We start from the raw sequence: 15,916 nt of genomic DNA, 5'->3' as shown, positions 1-15,916 counted from the left end.
ATTTTTGGTACTTTTTTCATGTATTTGCACTGATCACACGGGAGATCACCGCCGAAACGCCCGCCGAAAAGAGATGCAGAAGCCCCGAAAATCCGGTCGATCTTGGCCGCGAAGCGGTATAAATGTATACGAAATCGGGGGTGCGAGGCCGTGACAGTCACAACGGATCTGGTGGAGATATGCGACCAGACCGCCACCGCGCGGGACCTGGAGCGGGCCGCGGTGCACCTGGCGGACTGGGTCGGGATCGTGCTGGCCACCCGCGGCAGCGCGCCGGAGCGGGCCTTCGGCGCCGCCGCCGGTCTGGAGCGCGGGGCGCTGTCGGGGTTCGGTGCGGGCGCGCCGGAGGCGGCGGCATTCGGGCTGGGCGCGTTGGGATCGTTGCTGGAGATGGACGACCTGCACCGCCGGTCGATTTTGCATGCGGGCGACGTGGTGTGCCCCGCCGCGCTGGTGGCGGCGCGGGACGCGGGTGCCACGGGACAGACGCTGCTGCGCGCGCTGCTGGCGGGCTACGAGGTTGCGTTGCGGATCGGGGTTGCGGCGGCGACGGGGGGGTATTCGGCCTGGTACAATTCTGCCGCGTGCGGGGTTTTCGGGGCGGCCATGGCGGCGGCGCGGGCGGATGGATTGGGGGCGCAGGCGCAGGCCCACGCCCTCGGGCACGCGGGGATGCAGGCGGCGGGGCTGTGGCAATGCCGGTTGGAGCCGGGTCATGCCAAGCAGCTGGCCGCCGGGCATGCGGCGCGGGCCGGGATCACCGCCGCCCGGGCCGCACGGGCCGGGATCGGCGCGCCGCTGGAGATCCTGGAGGGGCCTTTGGGGGTGTTTGCCACGATGTATCCCGGGTCCGACCCGGCGGGCATCGCGCAGGCCCGGGGCGACTGGGCCCTGCATGAGGTCAGCCTCAAGCCCTGGTCGGCCTGCCGCCACGTCCACCCGGCGATTGCCGCGGCCCTGGAGTTGCGGGCGCGCGGCGTCGTGCCCGCGCGGATCGAGGTCGCAACCTACGCCGCCGCGATTGCCTTTTGTGACGCCCCTGCCCCGCAGGACGCCCATTCGGCGCGCTTCAGCCTGCAGCATTGCGTTGCGACCGCCCTGGTCCGGGGCGCGCCTGCCCGTGCGGATTTCGAAGATCCCGCCCGCCGGGACGCGCCCGAGATCGCCGCCCTGCGCGCCCGCGTGCATCTGGTCGAGGATCCGGGGCTGAGCGCGGCCTTCCCCGGCGCCTATGGCGCGACCCTGCGCATCACCAATGCCGGTGGCGCGGTGCACACCGCCCATGCGCCCCATGCCCCGGGCGACCCCGAGGCCCCCCTTGCCCCCGAGGCGATCGAGGCCAAGTTCCTGACCAACTGCCGCGACGGCGGCGTGCCCGACCCCGCCGCGCGGGCCTTGCACGAGGCGCTCCGCGCCCTGCCCGCGCAACCCGACCTGACCGCCCTGAGCGCCGCCCTGCGGGGCGCGACCCATCCCGAAGGAGACCCCCATGAGCCTTGACCGCCCGCCCGTGCCCTATCACGATCTCGACCTCTCGGAAGGTTGGGAGCAGGTCCCCGGCGGTGCCCCGGGGGTGGAGCAGAAGATGCTCTCGGATGTGCTGGACGAGGAGGCCAAGCGCGGCGTGCGCACCCGGCTGATCCGGTTCCGGCCGGGCACCGTGGCACCGGACGTGTTCCTCCATGACTATTGGGAGGAGGTCTATTTGATCGAGGGCACCCTGATCATGGGCTGCGACCGAGAGGGCCGCGGCGGCAGCGCCCATGCGGCCCCGGGCTATGCCTGCCGCCCGCCGGGCACGCCGCACGGGCCGTTCGCGTCGCCGCAGGGGTGCCTGTTCTTCGAAATCCAGTACTACGCCTGAGGACCCCATGGACTTGACCCTGACCGACAAGACCGTGCTGGTGACCGGCGCCTCCAAGGGCATCGGGCTGGCCACCGCGACCGCCTTTGCCGCCGAGGGCGCGCGGCTGACCCTGGTGGCGCGCGATGCCGCCCGGCTGGAGGCCGCCGCCGAGACCGTCGCCGCCGCGACCGGGCACCGGCCCGGGATCTTCGCCGCCGATCTCGGCACGGATGCGGGCCGCAGCGCCCTGCACGGCGCCGTGCCGACCCCGGATGTGCTGGTCAACAATGCCGGTGCGATCAAGGCGGGCGGGCTCGCGGACCTGACCATGGCGGACTGGCGGACGGGGTGGGAGCTGAAAGTGTTCGGCTATATCCACCTGTGCCAGCTCTTTTATCCAGACATGGCGGCGCGCGGCTCCGGCGTGATCGTGAACGTGATCGGCATGGGCGGGCGCGCGGTGCGCCCGGCCTATATCTGCGGCGCGGCGGGCAATGCGGCGCTCATCGGGTTCACCCAGGCCCTGGGGGCGGAGGCGCAGGGGGCAGGCGTGCGGGTCCTGGGCGTGAACCCGTCGCCGACGCTCACCGACCGGATGGCGCAGTTCTTCAAGGGCAAGGCCCAGGCGGAGTTCGGCGACGAGGCCCGCTGGCAAGAGCTGGTCGATCCCGACAGGTTCCCCTACGGGCGCCCGAAATCGCCTCAGGAGGTCGCGGCGCTCTGCGTGATCATGGCCTCGCCGCGGATCGAATACCTCAACGGCACGGTGATCGACATGGATGGCGGCGGGCAATGGACGGGGCGGATATGAGCCGGGCGCTGGCCGAGGGCCGCCTGCTGCTGGACCGGGAGGGGCCGGTGGCGCGGATCACCCTGAACAATCCCGACCGGCTGAACGCGATGCGGCTGGCCATGTGGCAGGGGCTGGGCGATCTGGCCGTGGAGCTGGCCGCAAGCGACGCGCGGGTCGTGGTGCTGCGTGGCGCGGGGGACCGGGCGTTTTGTGCGGGCGCCGATATCTCGGAGTTCCCGCAGGTGCGGGCGACGCCCGAGGGGGTCGCGGCCTACAACCGCACGGTGGCCCGGGCGCTGGAGGGGCTCGCCGCCCTGCCGATGCCGGTGCTGGCGGCGATCCGGGGCCATTGCATCGGCGGCGGGCTGGAGATCGCGGTGCGCTGCGACCTGCGACTGGCGAGCGAGACCGCGCGCATCGCCTTCACCCCCGCCAAGCTGGGTCTGGCCATCGGCGCGGACGAGGTGGCGGCGCTGGCGCGGATCGCGGGGCCCGCGGCGGCGGCGGAGCTGCTCTATACCGCGCAGCCGGTGGATGCGGCGCGGGCGGAACGCTGGGGGCTGGTCAACCGGCGGGTGCCCGAGGACATGCTGATGGACGAGGCCGATGCCTTGGCCCGGACCATCGCCGCCAACGCGCCCCTGACCCTGCGCGCGGTCAAGGCGGGGCTGGCGGCCTTCGCCCGCCCCGGCGATGCCGCCGCCGCATCCCATGCGGACGCGCTGGTCAAAACCTGCTTCGACAGCGCCGATTACCGCGAGGGCCAGCGCGCCTTCGCCGAAAAACGCCGCCCCGAGTTCAAAGGACAGTGACGTGACGACCCGGACCACCACAGCCCCCCAGACGCCCCACCCCGCCACCGGCCAGACCGAGACCACCCGGGACCGGATCGACCTGCGCCAGGCCACCCACCTGGAGCTGACGCTGGACCGCGCGCCGGTGCTGGCCGAGGGCTACGCGCTGCCGCCCTTCTGGCAATACCTCTATTTCAACCCCAAGATCCGCGCCTCGGATCTCGGACCGGACGGGCATGAGCGGCTGGGCCGGTTCCTGCCCGATCTCGGCCTGCCGCGGCGGATGTGGGCCGGGGGGCGGATGGACTGGCATCGCCCGCTGCTGATCGGCAGCCGGGCGGAGAAGACCTCCACCATCGGGGAGGTGCGGCTGAAACAGGGCCGGTCGGGGCGGCTGGGCTTCGTGACCGTGACCCATGATTTTGCCGATGCGGACGGGCTGTGCCTGACCGAGACCCAGAACATCGTCTATCGCGACCCGCCCGCCCCGGATGCGCCGCCGCCCGCGCCCACCGAGGCCCCCGGGGACGCGGCCTGGTCGCAGCGGATCACGCCGGACCCGGTGATGCTGTTTCGGTATTCCGCGCTGATCTTCTATGGCCACCGCATCCATTACGACGCGGATTACACGCGGGAGGTCGAGGGGTATCCGGGCCTGGTGGTCCACGGACCGCTGACCGCGACGCTGCTCATTGCCTTCGGGCAGGCGCAATCTGGCGACCGGCCCCTGCGGGCGGCGACGATCCGCGCGGTCAGCCCGCTCTTCGCGCCGGAGGCGTTCTGGATCGAGGGCAAGCCGACGGAGGGCGGCGCGCGCATGTGGGCGCGGACCGAGGCCGGCCATCTGGCGATGACCATCGACCTGGAATTTGCAGGCTAGGCCGCGCTCAGCCGGTCGGCGAGGGCGAGAAGCGTGCCCTCCTGCCCCGGCCCGGCCATGAGCTGCACCGACGCAGGCCCCATCGGCACCGAGATCGCGGGCAGACCGGCGAGATTGGCAAGCACCGTGAAGCTGGCCTGATCGGCGGGCGGCGGGGTGCCCCGGGCAAAGGCCGGGGTCGGCGTGGTCGGGGTCAGCGCCACGGTGCCAGGGGGGAGCCGCGCGCGCAGGGCCGCGGCGACCCGGTCGCAGAGCGCCTCGGCCCGGGCCAGCCCGTCGGGGGTGAGCCGCGCGCCGTAGGCCATGGCGCTGCGCACCGCGACGCTGGCAATCGGCTGATCGGCGAGGGTCGTGGCCGCCGCGGCGCAGACCCGCGTGAAGGCCGCCATGCGCAGCGCCTCCGCCTCCCACCCCTCCAGCCGGTCGGGACCGCTGGCGTCGAGCAGCCGCGCCGCGCGCGCCAGGGCCGTCTGCACCTCGGGCGCGCAGGCCACGTCCGCTTGCGGGGCAAGCTGCACCACCTGCGCCGTTTCGGCCACGGCCTCCGGCGCCAGCACCGCGTAGACCGCGCGCAGATCCGCCACCCGCCGCGCCAAAAGGCCCAGCGTGTCGAGCGCGGGGTCCAGCGGGACCACCCCGCCCAGCGGCAGCACCCCTGCCCCCGGCTTGAAGCCCAGCACGCCACAATAGGCCGCCGGGATCCGCACGGAGCCCAGCGTGTCGCTGCCCAGCGCCACGGGCACCGCGCCGCAGGCCACCGCCGCCGCCGCGCCGCCGGAGCTGCCACCGACGCTGTGGCCCGGGGCAAAGGGGTTTTGCGTTGCGCGCAGGCCGCTCGTCTCGGTCGCCGCCCCCAGGGCGGCCTCGTCCATGGTCAGCCCCGGCAGCAGGTCGGCCCCGGCGGCGCGCAGACGCGCGATGACCTCGGCATCGGCCTCGGCCAGCACCTCGCCGCGCCCGGCGATCCCGGCGGTCCAGGCCTGCCCGGCCACGGCGATGTTGGATTTGACCCCGATGCGGAGCCCGGCCAGAGGCCCCGTGCCCGACCCCGGTATCACCTGGGTCGAGGGGTCTTCGAGAAAGGCGAAGCGGTCGTCCAGCGCCCGCAGCCGCGCCGCGTCGGTCACAGCCGCCCCGCCGCGCGCGCCAGCGCCAGCCGCGCCTCCATCGCGCGGATCACCGGCTTCTCGATCAGCTTGCCGTTGCGCACGGCCAGCCCGTTGGGTGATGCTTCGTACAGGGCGAGAACCTCTTGCGCCTCGGCGATCTCCTCCGCGCCGGGGGTGAAGGCGTCGTTGATCACCGCGATGTTCGACGGGTGGATCGCCGCCTTGCCGGAAAACCCGTGTGCCTTGGCGCGCGCCGCCGCCTGGCCCACCGCCGCCAGGTCGCGGAAATCCAGCGCGGGCACGTCGAGCACCGGGCGCCCCGCCGCGCGCCCCGCATGGACCACGCGCCCCCGGGCATAGGCGAGCGCCGCATCCGAGCCGTCCACGCCGAGATCGGCCGCGAGATCCACCGCACCGAAGAGCAGGAAGCTCAGTCGGTCGGAGGCCCGCGCGATCCGTGCCACCGCCTCCAGCCCTTCGGCGGTCTCGATCAGCGCGCCAAGCGACAGGTCGCTGCCCGCGGCCTCCAGCGCTTCGGCGGCGATCTGCACCTCCGCCGCGGCGCCGACCTTGGGCAGAAGGACAAAGCCCGGCCCCGGGCGCGCGGCACAGAGTGCGGCGATATCGGCCAGCCCCTCGGGCGTGCGCAACCCGTTGATCCGCACCCCGCAGCCCGGGTCCGCCGCCTGCACCAGCCATTCCAGCGCCGGGGCGCGGGCGGTGGCCTTCTGGTCCGGCGGCACCGCGTCCTCGAGATCGAGGCAGACCGCATCGGCGCCCGACCCGCGCGCCTTGTCGAAGATCGCGGGTCGGTTGGCCGGGGCGAACAGAAACGAGCGCAGGGCGCGCGGCGCGGTCATTCGGCGGCCTTCACATCCGGCGGCGGCGTCTTCTGCCCGATATCGCCCGTATGCTCGGCCACCCGCGCCGCCCCGGCCAGCAGGTGGGCGCGCATGACGCTCTCGGCCCAGTCGGGGGCGCGGGCGGCGATGGCATCGATCAGCTCGCCATGGTGGTGCAGGCTGCGGGTCAGGTCGGCCTCGGTGAAGATCCGGTAGGTCCGCACCACCATCCCCACATCGAGCGCCATGGTCATCAGCGCGGTGAGCTTGGGCGACTGGGCCGCGCGCAGGATGATCTTGTGAAACCGCTCATTCGCCTCGGTCAGCACCTGGTAGGCAGCCTCGGAGCGGGGCGGCGAGTTGGCCGCCATCACCGCGTAGACCTCGCGCATCTCGGCGATGTCATCGGGCCGGGCGTGCCGGGCCGCGCGGCGGGCGGAATAGGCCTCCAGCACGCCGCGGATCTCGAAGACCTGGGCGATCTCGTCCTCGGGGAAGCGCGCGACCCGGGTGGTATAGCCCGATTGCCGCTCGACGAAGCCTTCGAGGATCAGCCGCCCGACCGCCTCGCGGATCGGGGTGCGCGACAGGCCCAGGTCCTTGGAGAGCCGCTTCTCGGTCAGCCGCTCCCCCTCCGCCAACTCGCCCGACACGATCTTGGCCCGGATCGTCCGGTAGGCCGCTTCGGCGGCGTTCATGCGCGGGGGGGTGGTGGACATGCAGGCTCCTCGGCACCGGGCGTTTGTTCAGATTTAGTATACAGAACCGCCCTGTCGAGCGAGGGCAATCGGGCCAGGGCGGCATTTTGCGCCGGGTTGCGCCGGTTTCGGCATGCACTTGACGGGCAGAACCTGCAGATTTCGGAAGTTTCCCGAAAAACAGGCATCCGCGGCGGATTTCTGCATGCAGATGAGGCACCAATGCTCAAGCCGGAAAACTCCGCCAGCACCATCTGAAAGTTTTTTATAGAATAATCAGCGGCTTATGAGAATTCGCACAACCCAAAAAATAAAACCCACCGAGATCTGCGCAAATTTTGCATACAAAAGCTTGTCGCGCAGGGCAAAAAATGTACCCTTTGTCGCATGTGGCGCACTTCGGGGGACTCCGGTCGGGCGAGGCGCAATGCGCGCGCAGCCCCCCGCCCTCCGCGCCATGACACCAACGACCCGCGCCAAAAGCGGGCACGCATCTGCCAACACCACCAGGGAGCCTTCAGCCCATGACACTGCATACCCGACTTCTCGCCGCCGGCGCGGCCCTTCTTCTGGCGGCCCCGGCGCTGTCCCAGGAGGCCCGGCTGAGCGTGGTCTACTCGCTGCCTGCGACAAACGACCTGATGCAAAGCTATTTCGCCTTCGTCGAGGACGTGAACGCCAATGGCGCGGGCATCCTGCAAATCGACCTGCGCGGCGGCACCGAGATCCTGCCCCGGAACGAGCAGATGAACGCGGTCTCGCGCGGGATCATCGACCTCTATTTCGGGCCGGCAGGCTATTACCAGCGCCAGGTGCCGGAGCTGACCCCGCTCGACGCCGCCGCGGTGCCTGCCGACAAGCTGCGCGCCGCGGGGCTGCACGACGCCATCGATGCCGGCACGCGGGAGCGCGCGGGCGTGGCGTTCCTGGGCGCGATGGGGACGGGATACAATTTCCAGTTCTACACCATCACCGAGCCCAAGATCGACGATGACGGCACGATGGATTTCTCGGGGCTCAAGATCCGCGGCGGCGCATCCTATGACCCGATGTACCAGGCGCTCGGCATCGCCCGGGTCGATGTGCCCGCGGGCGATATCTATACCGCGCTGGAACGCGGGCTGGTCGAGGGGATCGGGTTCACCACCATCGGGGTCAGCTCCGGCGGATGGCAGGATTTCCTGCGCTACCGGATCTTCCCGACCTGGCGCCAGGGCAACACGATCATCGCCGCGAACGCCGCGAAATTCGACGGGCTGACCGAGGAGCAGCGCGCCTACCTGATGGAGATGATCCAGAAGCACGAGATGCTGGCCTATGACGCCGCCAAGGCGCTGGAGGCGGTGGATACCGCCGCCCTGGCCGAGGCGGGCGTGCAGGATGTCGTGCTCGAAGGCGCGGGCGCCGCCGAGGTCACCGCCGCCTTCCAGGACACGTTCTGGGTCAACGTGGCCGAGACCCTGGGCGAGGACGCGGCCGCCAAGTACCGCGCCATCATCGACGCGGCCAACGGCAGCTGATCGGGGCAGTGCGGACATGAACGGGTTTTGGCGGGGCTTCGACAAGCTCCTGAACGGGCTGGCGATTTTCGCGGCACTCATCATCCCGTTCATGTTCGTCTCGATCGTCTACGACGTGACCACGCGCACCCTGCGCATGTTCCAGATCAACTGGGTGGTGGCGATCACCGAATACGCGCTGCTCTATGCCACCGCGCTCGCGGCCCCGTGGCTCTTGCGCGAGAAAGGCCATGTGTCGATGGAGGCGCTGCGGACACTGATGCCCGCGCGCGTCACCGGCCCCATCGAGAAGGCGGTGGTGGTCTTGTGCGCGGTGGCCTGCGCCATCGTCACCGCCTTCGCCATTCCGATCACGATCCAGAATATCGGCGTGGGAGATATGCGCGCGAATTTCCTCGACCGCTGGCTCCTGTTCGTGCCGGTGGTGATCTGTTTCGCCCTCTGCACGGTGCAGTTCATCCGGATGCTTGTGACCCGCGAGAGCCTCTACAAGGGTGTTTCCGCCGACCAGGAAGGTCTCTGAGCGATGCTCATGGAATGGTGGGAAGCGGCCCTTCTGATGCTCGGGATGGTGATCGGGCTGATGGCGCTTTGTGTGCCGGTGGCCTTTGCCTTCCTCATCGCGAACCTGATCGGGGCCTATATCTTCATGGGCGGGCTGATCGGGGTCGAGCAGCTGGTCGCCAATACCGGGGAGGCTGTGTCGAGCTTCGTGCTGGTCACGGTGCCGATGTTCGTGCTGATGGGGAACCTGTTTTTCCATTCCGGCATCGCGCTGAAGATCATCGAGACGCTCGACCGATCCATGGGCCGCTCCACCGGGCGGCTCAGCTACATATCCGTTCTCTGCGGAACAATCTTCGCCGCCCTGTCGGGGTCCAACATGGCCAACACGGCGATGATGGGGGGGCTGCTGCTGCCGCAGATGGAAGAACGGAAGTACCAGCGCCATATGTCCATCGGCCCGATCATCGGCTCGGGGGGACTGGCACTGCTGATCCCGCCCTCGACACTCGCGGTGCTCTTGGGCTCCATCGCGCAGATCAGCATCGCGGACCTGCTGCTGGCGGGTGTGCTGCCGGGGCTGGTGCTCGCGCTGCTCTACGTGGCGACGATCTGGCTGCAACTGCGGCGCAACCCTCAGGCCGCGCCCGCCTATGACGTGGTGACCGCGCCGTTCTGGGAAAAGATCCGCCTGATCTGCACCTATATCCTGCCCATGTCTCTGGTGGTGTTCTGTGTTGTCGGGTTGATCCTGCTGGGCATCACCACCCCGTCGGAGGCCGCGGCCTTCGGCGTGCTGTCGGTGCTTGTGCTGTCGATCCTTTATGGCCGGTTCTCATGGGACATGGTCGCGAAATCCCTCGAAGGCACCCTGCGCGTGTCGGTCATGGTGTTCTTCATCATCATCGCCTCGAAAACCTTCAGCCAGGTGCTGGCGTTTTCCGGGGCGACCTCGGGGATGATCGCATGGGCGACCTCCTACGAATTCGCGCCGATCACCATGCTGTTGATCATGTTCGTCGTGCTGCTGATCCTGGGGATGTTCGTCGATGCGATCTCGATGATGCTGCTGACGATCCCGATCTTCTTTCCCATCGCCGCCGCCATGGGGTTCGATCCGATCTGGTTCGGCCTCGTGATGCTGCTGGCCATCGAGATGAGCGGAACGACACCGCCCTTTGGCCTGTTGTTGTTCGTGATGCAGGGGGTGGCGCCGCCGGGCACGACCTATTGGACCATCGTGCGGGCGGCCGCGCCTTACCTGATCTGTGACCTGATCCTGCTGGTCGGGCTGATCGCGGTGCCTGCGCTGGCGCTGTGGCTGCCGGGGCTGAGGTTCTGAGCATGGCGCGTCCCGAGACCCGGTTCGGCACGGCCCAGACCCGCGACGAGGATGGCCGTCTGGTGCGCGGGGCCGGGTGTTTCGTGGCGGACGTGCCCGCCGAGGGCGCGCTGTGGATGGAGGTGGTGCGCAGCCCCTACCCCGCCGGGCGGATCACCGCGCTGGATCTGGACGCGGCCCGCGCCATGCCCGGGGTGGTGTGCGTGCTCAGCGGGGCGGACCAGGCGGGGCTGCGGCCCTTCCCGCTGCGCTATGTGCCCAAGGGCTGCGACGTGGTACCGACACCGTTCCTGCCGATGGCCACCGACCGCGTGACCTGGGTGGGCGAGCCGGTGGCGGTCGTGGTGGCCGAGACCGCCGGTCAGGCCAGCGACGCGGCGGACGCGGTCGTGCTGGAGGTGGCCGAAGCCCCCGTGGTCACCGACGCCCGCACCGGGGCCGCGCCGGAGGCTCCGCGCGTCTGGCCCGACCGGGACAGCAACATCGCGTTCACCTACGAGCTGGGCGACCGGGACGCGTTCGAGGCCGCCGCCGCACGGGCCGCCCATGTCACCCGCGCCCGGATCGAGATCAGCCGCGTCGCCGCCATGACGCTGGAGCCGCGCGGCGCGCTCGCGACCTGCTCGCCCGAGGGGCACATGACGCTCTGGACCGGCACCCAGGCCCCGCACCGGGTGCAGGGGGAGCTGGCCCATGTGCTGGACCTGCCGCTCGACCGGATCCGGGTGCGCAAGACCGACACGGGCGGGTCGTTCGGAATGCGCAACGGGGCGTTTCCCGAAGACGCGCTCGCCCTGCTGGCCGCCCGCGCCACGGGCCGCCCGGTCCACTGGCAGGGCACGCGCAGCGAGGGGTTTCTCGCCGACACCGCCTCGCGCGAGCAGTCGGTGGATGCGGCCCTGGCCCTGGACGCGGATGGTACGTTCCTCGCCCTGCAGGTGGACGGCTATGCCCCCATCGGCGCGCAGATGGGGCAGATGTCTGGCCATCCCATGACCTCCAACCTGCCGGGGCTGGCCGGGGTCTACCGCACACCGGTGATCCATGCGGTGATGCGCGGGGTCCACGTGAACGCCATGCATATGGCCCCCTATCGCGGGGCCGGACGGCCCGAGGCGATCTACGTGATCGAGCGGATGGTGGAGCTCGCCGCCGCCGAGACCGGGCGCGACCCGGTGGCCCTGCGCCTGCGGAACATGATCGGCCCGGACCAGATGCCCTGGGCCACGCCCCACGGGTTCACCTATGACAGCGGGGATTTCCCGACCGCCCTGCGCGCCGCGCTGGCCGGGGCCGATGCCGCCGGTTTCGCCGCGCGACGGGAGGCCGCCCGCGCCCGGGGCCGGTTGCGGGGGCTCGGCATCGCCTGCGCGATCGAGCCTGCGGGCGGCGGGCCCAAGGGCGCGCAACTGCCGGAATACGCGCAGCTGATCGCAGGGCCCGAGGGGCTGGAGATCCGCACCGGGGCGGGCGATGCGGGCCAGGGCCATGCCACCGCCTTTGCGCAGATCGCCGAGCGGCTGCTGGGCTGGCGCGGCCCGGTCACCGTGCGCGGCGGCGATACCGGCGAGATCGCGCGCGGCACCGGCACGTTCGGCTCGCGCACCATGGGCTCGGTCGGCGCGGCGATGCAGGCGGGCAGCGCGCAGATCCTCGAGGCGGCGCGCCCCGAGGCGGCCGATCTGCTGGAGGTGGCCGCGCGCGACCTCGTGTTCGCACAGGGCGCCTTCCGCGTGGCGGGCACGGACCGGGCCATCCCGCTGGCCGAGGTCACGGCCCGCACGGGCAGAACCTTCACCGCCGAGGCGTTCGTCGCGACCGAGGCGGGCACTTTCCCCAACGGCGCCCATGTGGCCGAGGTCGAGGTCGACCCGGACACCGGTGCTGTGCAGCTCGCCGCCTATACCGTGGCCGACGACGTGGGCACGGTGATCAACCCGCTGCTGGTCGAGGGGCAGGTCCATGGCGGCGTGGCCCAGGGGCTGGGCCAGGCCCTGATGGAGCGGATCGTCCATGACGCGGACGCCGCGCTTCTGACCGGATCGCTGATGGATTACGCCGTGCCGCGCGCGACGGACCTGTGCCGCATCGAAGTGCTGCACACGCCCACGCCGACCACTGCCAACCCGCTGGGCGTCAAGGGCGCGGGCGAGAGCGGCACCGTCGGCGCGCTGGCCGCCGTGATGAACGCGGTCTGCGACGCCATCGGGCCCGAGGCCGCGCGCCGGTTGCAGATGCCCGCGAGCCCGCATCGGGTCTGGGCCGCGCTCAACCCCACCAAGGAGGAGACATGACCCATATCGTTGTCATCGGGGCCGGGCCGGTCGGCACGTCGCTGGCGCTGGCGCTGCTGCGTGCCGGGCTGGACGTGACGCTCTGCGAGCAGGCCGAGAGCCTGCCGGCCGATCCGCGCGCCGCCACCCTGCAACCGCCGACGCTGGAAATGCTCGACGCCTTGGGCAGCGGCGCTGCGATCCGCGCCAAGGGGCTGAAGGCGCCGGTCTTCCAGTTCCGCGACCGGGCCTCCGACAGCATCATCGCGGAGTTCGACTATGGCCTGCTGGAGGGAGAGACCCCCCACCCCTTCGCCCTGCAATGCGAGCAGTTCAAGGTGGCCGACACCAATGCCGAGGCGATCGAGGCCCTGCGCCCCGGCACCCTGCGGCTCGGCACCGCCGTCACCGGCTTTGCCCAGGACGGCGACGGTGTGGACGTGACCCTGAGCACCGGCGAGACCCTGCGCGCCGACTACCTCGTGGGCTGCGACGGGGGGCGGAGTGCGACGCGCAAGGGGCTGGGCATCGCGTTCGAGGGGTTCACCTACGAGGAACGCTTCCTCGTGCTGACCACGCCCCATGACTTCTTCGCCCGCGACTTCCGGGTGCGCAACTACGTGCTGGACCCGAGCCAGTGGTGTGCGCTGTTCAAGGTGCCCCATGACGGCCCGCCGGGCCTGTGGCGCATCGTGTTCCCCGCCCCCGCCGCCGACAGTGGCACGGATGCGCTCTCGGATGCCTATGTCAGTGCGCAGATGCTCGGGCTGGAGCCTGCGCTGGGGTTGGCCGACATCACCCATCGCAACATCTATGCGGTCAACCAGCGGGTCGCGGCGGCGTTTCGCAAGGGGCGGGTGTTTCTCGCGGGGGATGCGGCGCATGTTAACAATCCGCTCGGCGGGCTGGGCATGAACTCGGGCATCCATGACGCGGTGAACCTCGCGGACAAGATCGCCCGCGCCGTGGCCGACCCGGGCAAGGCCGAAACCCTGTTCGGTGCCTATGACGCCGAGCGGCGGCAGATCGCCAAGGAGTACGTGCAGGCCCAGACGATCCAGAACAAGAAACGCCTGGAGGCCCGGACCCCCGAACAACAGGCCGCCGCCCGCGCGGAGTTGCAGGGCACCTGCGCCGATCCCGCCCGGCACAAGGCCTGGGTGATGAACGCGTCGCTGCTGACCGGGTTGCGGCAGCTCGAAGACCAAGGAAGGAAAGCCCCATGACCGATACGCCCCCCGATGCGCCCCCGCCCCCCGACGCCCTCGGCGACCGCCAGAAGATCGGCGTCGTCGTACCCTCGACCAACACCATCGTGCAGCCCGAGACCGACGCGGTGCGCGTGACCGGCGTGACCTTCCATATCGGGCGCATCCCGATCTCGAACAAGAAGATCTCGACCGACAATTTCCTCGACCACGTGGCCGCCATGCGCGCCGGGATCGAGACCGCCACGGACCAGGTGATGACCGCCGGGGTCGACAGCCTGATCATGGGCGTCGCACTTGAGGCGTTCTGGGGCGGGCTGGCCGGATCCGAGGACCTCAAGGCGAAGCTTTCGGCCCATGCGGGCGTGCCGGTGATCCTCGGCTCGGACGCGGTGGCCGCGGGGCTGCGGGCGTTCGGCGCGAAACGCATCGCCGTGCTGACCCCGCACATGCCCAAGGGCGACGAACAGGTGCGCAATTGGCTGACCGAGGCGGGGTTCGAGGTGACCGCCCTGAAGGGGCTCGAATGCGCCAGCCCCCGCGCCATCGCGCAGGTGCCCGAGGCCCGCATCCGCGCGGAGTTGCAGGCGCTGGATGCCCCCGAGGTCGACGCGCTGGTGCAGGTGGGCACGAACCTTGCCGGGGCGGCGGTCTGCGCCGAGGCCGAGCGCTGGCTCGGCAAGCCCGCCATCGCCATCAACACGGTCAGCGCCTGGGCCGCCATGCGGCAGGCCGGGATCGCGGACCGGGTGCGCGGGCGCGGCCGGATCCTCGAAGACCACTAACCGCGGGTCATCAGGCTCGGCAGATAGGTCGCGATCCCCGGAAACAGGATCAGCAGCAGCGTCGCCAGCACCAGCACCAGGAAGAACGGGAAGGCCATTTTCGCCACGGTCAGCAGGTCGTGGCGGGTCATGGATTGCAGAATGAACAGGTTGATCCCCACGGGCGGCGTGATCTGCGACATCTCGATCACCACCACCAGGTAGATCCCGAACCAAATCAGGTCGATCCCGGCCCCCTGCACCATCGGCATGATCACCGACGCAGTCAGCACCACGATGGAAATCCCGTCGAGAAAACACCCCATCACCACGAACAGCAGTGTCAGCGCCAGCAGCAGCTGGAACTGGCTCAGCTCGAAACTCCCGACCCAGGCGGCGAGGTTGCGCGGGATGCCGGTGAAGCCCATGGCCACCGACAGGAACGCCGCCCCCGCCAGGATCAGCGTGATCATGCAGGTGGTGCGCGTGGCCCCCGCGACGCTGTCGCGAAACGAGGCCCAGTTGAGCGTGCCCGACAAGGCCGAGAGCAGCAGCGCGCCCAGAACCCCGACCGCCGCCGCCTCGGTCGGCGTGGCGAGGCCCGCGTAGATCGACCCGATCACCGCGAAGATCAGGCCCAGCATCGGGAAGAGCCCCGCCGTCGCCTTGATCCGTTCCAGGTATGGAATGCGCGGCTCTGCGGGTGGGGTGCGGTCGGGATGCATCAGCGACCACAGCATGATGTAGCCCATGAAGAGCACCATCAGCATCAGCCCCGGCAGGATGCCTGCGATGAACAGGCGGCTGATCGACACCTCGGCGGCCACCCCGTAGACGATCAGGATGATCGAGGGCGGGATCAGAAAGCCCAGCGTCGCCGAGCCCGCGAGCGAGCCCACGATCATGTTCTGGTCGTAATCGCGCTTTTCCAGCTCGGGGATGGTGATCCGGCCGATGGTGGCGGTGGTGGCCGCCGACGAGCCCGAGACGGCGGCGAACAGCCCGCAACTTGCCACGTTCACATGGAGCAATCGCCCCGGCAGCGCGTTCATCCAGGGCACGAGGCCGTTGAACATGTTGGCCGCCAGCTTGGTGCGGAACAGGATCTCCCCCATCCAGATGAAGAGCGGCAGGGCCGTGAGCGCCCAGGACCAGCTTTGCGCCCAGATGGTCGTGGCCATGATCGCGCCCGCCGGCGCGTTGGAGAACAGGGCGATGCCCAGAAACCCCACGATCATCAGCGTCAGCGACACCCAGATGCCCGCCGCGAGCATCGCGAGCATCGCACCGATCAGGATGAGAGAGATGATATCGGGGTCCATCGGCGCGGCCTTATGCGAGGG

15 protein-coding genes are annotated in these 15,916 nt (G+C 70.3%); 11 read left to right on the top strand and 4 right to left on the bottom strand.

The features are described 5' to 3' along the window. Positions 1-150: 150 nt before the first annotated feature. The 5 genes from DSHI_RS05380 to DSHI_RS05360 are packed head-to-tail and all read left to right on the top strand — an operon-like array spanning position 151 to position 4,313. Positions 151-1,500, top strand: coding sequence for an MmgE/PrpD family protein (locus DSHI_RS05380; RefSeq protein WP_012177724.1), 1,350 nt, complete (start codon positions 151-153; stop codon positions 1,498-1,500). Further along, positions 1,490-1,864 (top strand): cupin domain-containing protein, encoded by a 375-nt coding sequence (locus tag DSHI_RS05375; RefSeq protein WP_012177723.1) that lies wholly within the window; start codon positions 1,490-1,492, stop codon positions 1,862-1,864. Before DSHI_RS05380 ends, DSHI_RS05375 begins: the two co-directional genes overlap by 11 nt. A 7-nt stretch (positions 1,865-1,871) precedes the next feature. Further along, a complete protein-coding gene (locus DSHI_RS05370; RefSeq protein WP_012177722.1) occupies positions 1,872-2,657 on the top strand; it encodes an SDR family oxidoreductase in 786 nt (261 codons plus the stop codon). Then, the gene (locus DSHI_RS05365; RefSeq protein WP_044027643.1) at positions 2,639-3,451 is read left to right on the top strand and encodes an enoyl-CoA hydratase; all 813 of its coding nucleotides are present in this window, start codon (positions 2,639-2,641) and stop codon (positions 3,449-3,451) included. The genes DSHI_RS05370 and DSHI_RS05365 overlap by 19 nt, the downstream gene beginning before the upstream one ends. Before the next feature lies 1 nt (position 3,452). Continuing rightward, on the top strand, positions 3,453-4,313 hold the full coding sequence (locus DSHI_RS05360; RefSeq protein WP_012177720.1) for an HTD2 family dehydratase: 861 nt from the start codon (positions 3,453-3,455) through the stop codon (positions 4,311-4,313). Here DSHI_RS05360 and DSHI_RS22490 read toward each other — a convergent pair. The 3 genes from DSHI_RS22490 to DSHI_RS05345 are packed head-to-tail and all read right to left on the bottom strand — an operon-like array spanning position 4,310 to position 6,983. Continuing rightward, positions 4,310-5,440 carry an amidase family protein gene (locus tag DSHI_RS22490; protein WP_012177719.1) on the bottom strand — a complete coding sequence of 377 codons (1,131 nt, stop codon included), beginning with the start codon at positions 5,438-5,440 and terminating at the stop codon, positions 4,310-4,312. The genes DSHI_RS05360 and DSHI_RS22490 overlap by 4 nt on opposite strands. Then, positions 5,437-6,282, bottom strand: a complete 846-nt coding sequence (locus tag DSHI_RS22485; RefSeq protein WP_012177718.1) for an HpcH/HpaI aldolase/citrate lyase family protein — start codon at positions 6,280-6,282, stop codon at positions 5,437-5,439. The genes DSHI_RS22490 and DSHI_RS22485 overlap by 4 nt, the downstream gene beginning before the upstream one ends. Continuing rightward, entirely contained in the window at positions 6,279-6,983 is a 705-nt protein-coding gene (locus tag DSHI_RS05345; protein WP_012177717.1) for a GntR family transcriptional regulator, read from the bottom strand. The genes DSHI_RS22485 and DSHI_RS05345 overlap by 4 nt, the downstream gene beginning before the upstream one ends. 503 nt (positions 6,984-7,486) lie before the next feature. Between DSHI_RS05345 and DSHI_RS05340 the strand changes: the two genes are divergently transcribed. From DSHI_RS05340 to DSHI_RS05315, 6 genes are read left to right on the top strand one after another with little or no spacing between them, the layout of a single operon-like run. Next, positions 7,487-8,482 carry a type 2 periplasmic-binding domain-containing protein gene (locus tag DSHI_RS05340; RefSeq protein WP_012177716.1) on the top strand — a complete coding sequence of 332 codons (996 nt, stop codon included), beginning with the start codon at positions 7,487-7,489 and terminating at the stop codon, positions 8,480-8,482. A gap of 16 nt (positions 8,483-8,498) precedes the next feature. After that, on the top strand, positions 8,499-9,005 hold the full coding sequence (locus DSHI_RS05335; protein WP_012177715.1) for a TRAP transporter small permease: 507 nt from the start codon (positions 8,499-8,501) through the stop codon (positions 9,003-9,005). Positions 9,006-9,014: 9 nt separating this feature from the next. Then, a complete protein-coding gene (locus tag DSHI_RS05330) occupies positions 9,015-10,328 on the top strand; it encodes a TRAP transporter large permease (protein ID WP_044028425.1) in 1,314 nt (437 codons plus the stop codon). Positions 10,329-10,330: 2 nt separating this feature from the next. Continuing rightward, entirely contained in the window at positions 10,331-12,622 is a 2,292-nt protein-coding gene (locus DSHI_RS05325; protein ID WP_012177713.1) for a xanthine dehydrogenase family protein molybdopterin-binding subunit, read from the top strand. Beyond that, entirely contained in the window at positions 12,619-13,827 is a 1,209-nt protein-coding gene (locus DSHI_RS05320) for an FAD-dependent oxidoreductase (protein WP_012177712.1), read from the top strand. The genes DSHI_RS05325 and DSHI_RS05320 overlap by 4 nt, the downstream gene beginning before the upstream one ends. Further along, the gene (locus DSHI_RS05315) at positions 13,824-14,594 is read left to right on the top strand and encodes a maleate cis-trans isomerase family protein (RefSeq protein WP_012177711.1); all 771 of its coding nucleotides are present in this window, start codon (positions 13,824-13,826) and stop codon (positions 14,592-14,594) included. Before DSHI_RS05320 ends, DSHI_RS05315 begins: the two co-directional genes overlap by 4 nt. Here the strand turns inward: DSHI_RS05315 and DSHI_RS05310 are convergent. Next, positions 14,591-15,895: a TRAP transporter large permease gene (locus DSHI_RS05310; RefSeq protein ID WP_012177710.1), complete on the bottom strand. Its 1,305-nt coding sequence runs from the start codon at positions 15,893-15,895 to the stop codon at positions 14,591-14,593. The genes DSHI_RS05315 and DSHI_RS05310 overlap by 4 nt on opposite strands. Between the last annotated feature and the right edge of the window lie 21 nt (positions 15,896-15,916).

Source organism: Dinoroseobacter shibae DFL 12 = DSM 16493 (assembly GCF_000018145.1).
Taxonomy (GTDB): Bacteria; Pseudomonadota; Alphaproteobacteria; order Rhodobacterales; family Rhodobacteraceae; genus Dinoroseobacter; species Dinoroseobacter shibae.
This window is presented reverse-complemented; position numbering and strand designations above follow the sequence as displayed.

Bases quoted from the DNA above. Each gene is read 5' to 3' on its own strand.
- DSHI_RS05375 (WP_012177723.1), top strand. From the start codon at position 1,490: ATGAGCCTTGACCGCCCGCCCGTGCCCTATCACGATCTCGACCTCTCG.
- DSHI_RS05315 (WP_012177711.1), top strand. From the start codon at position 13,824: ATGACCGATACGCCCCCCGATGCGCCCCCGCCCCCCGACGCCCTCGGC.
- DSHI_RS05340 (WP_012177716.1), top strand. From the start codon at position 7,487: ATGACACTGCATACCCGACTTCTCGCCGCCGGCGCGGCCCTTCTTCTG.
- DSHI_RS05325 (WP_012177713.1), top strand. From the start codon at position 10,331: ATGGCGCGTCCCGAGACCCGGTTCGGCACGGCCCAGACCCGCGACGAG.
- DSHI_RS05310 (WP_012177710.1), bottom strand. From the start codon at position 15,895: ATGGACCCCGATATCATCTCTCTCATCCTGATCGGTGCGATGCTCGCG.
- DSHI_RS05365 (WP_044027643.1), top strand. From the start codon at position 2,639: ATGGACGGGGCGGATATGAGCCGGGCGCTGGCCGAGGGCCGCCTGCTG.
- DSHI_RS22485 (WP_012177718.1), bottom strand. From the start codon at position 6,282: ATGACCGCGCCGCGCGCCCTGCGCTCGTTTCTGTTCGCCCCGGCCAAC.
- DSHI_RS05320 (WP_012177712.1), top strand. From the start codon at position 12,619: ATGACCCATATCGTTGTCATCGGGGCCGGGCCGGTCGGCACGTCGCTG.
- DSHI_RS05330 (WP_044028425.1), top strand. From the start codon at position 9,015: ATGGAATGGTGGGAAGCGGCCCTTCTGATGCTCGGGATGGTGATCGGG.
- DSHI_RS05345 (WP_012177717.1), bottom strand. From the start codon at position 6,983: ATGTCCACCACCCCCCCGCGCATGAACGCCGCCGAAGCGGCCTACCGG.
- DSHI_RS05370 (WP_012177722.1), top strand. From the start codon at position 1,872: ATGGACTTGACCCTGACCGACAAGACCGTGCTGGTGACCGGCGCCTCC.
- DSHI_RS05335 (WP_012177715.1), top strand. From the start codon at position 8,499: ATGAACGGGTTTTGGCGGGGCTTCGACAAGCTCCTGAACGGGCTGGCG.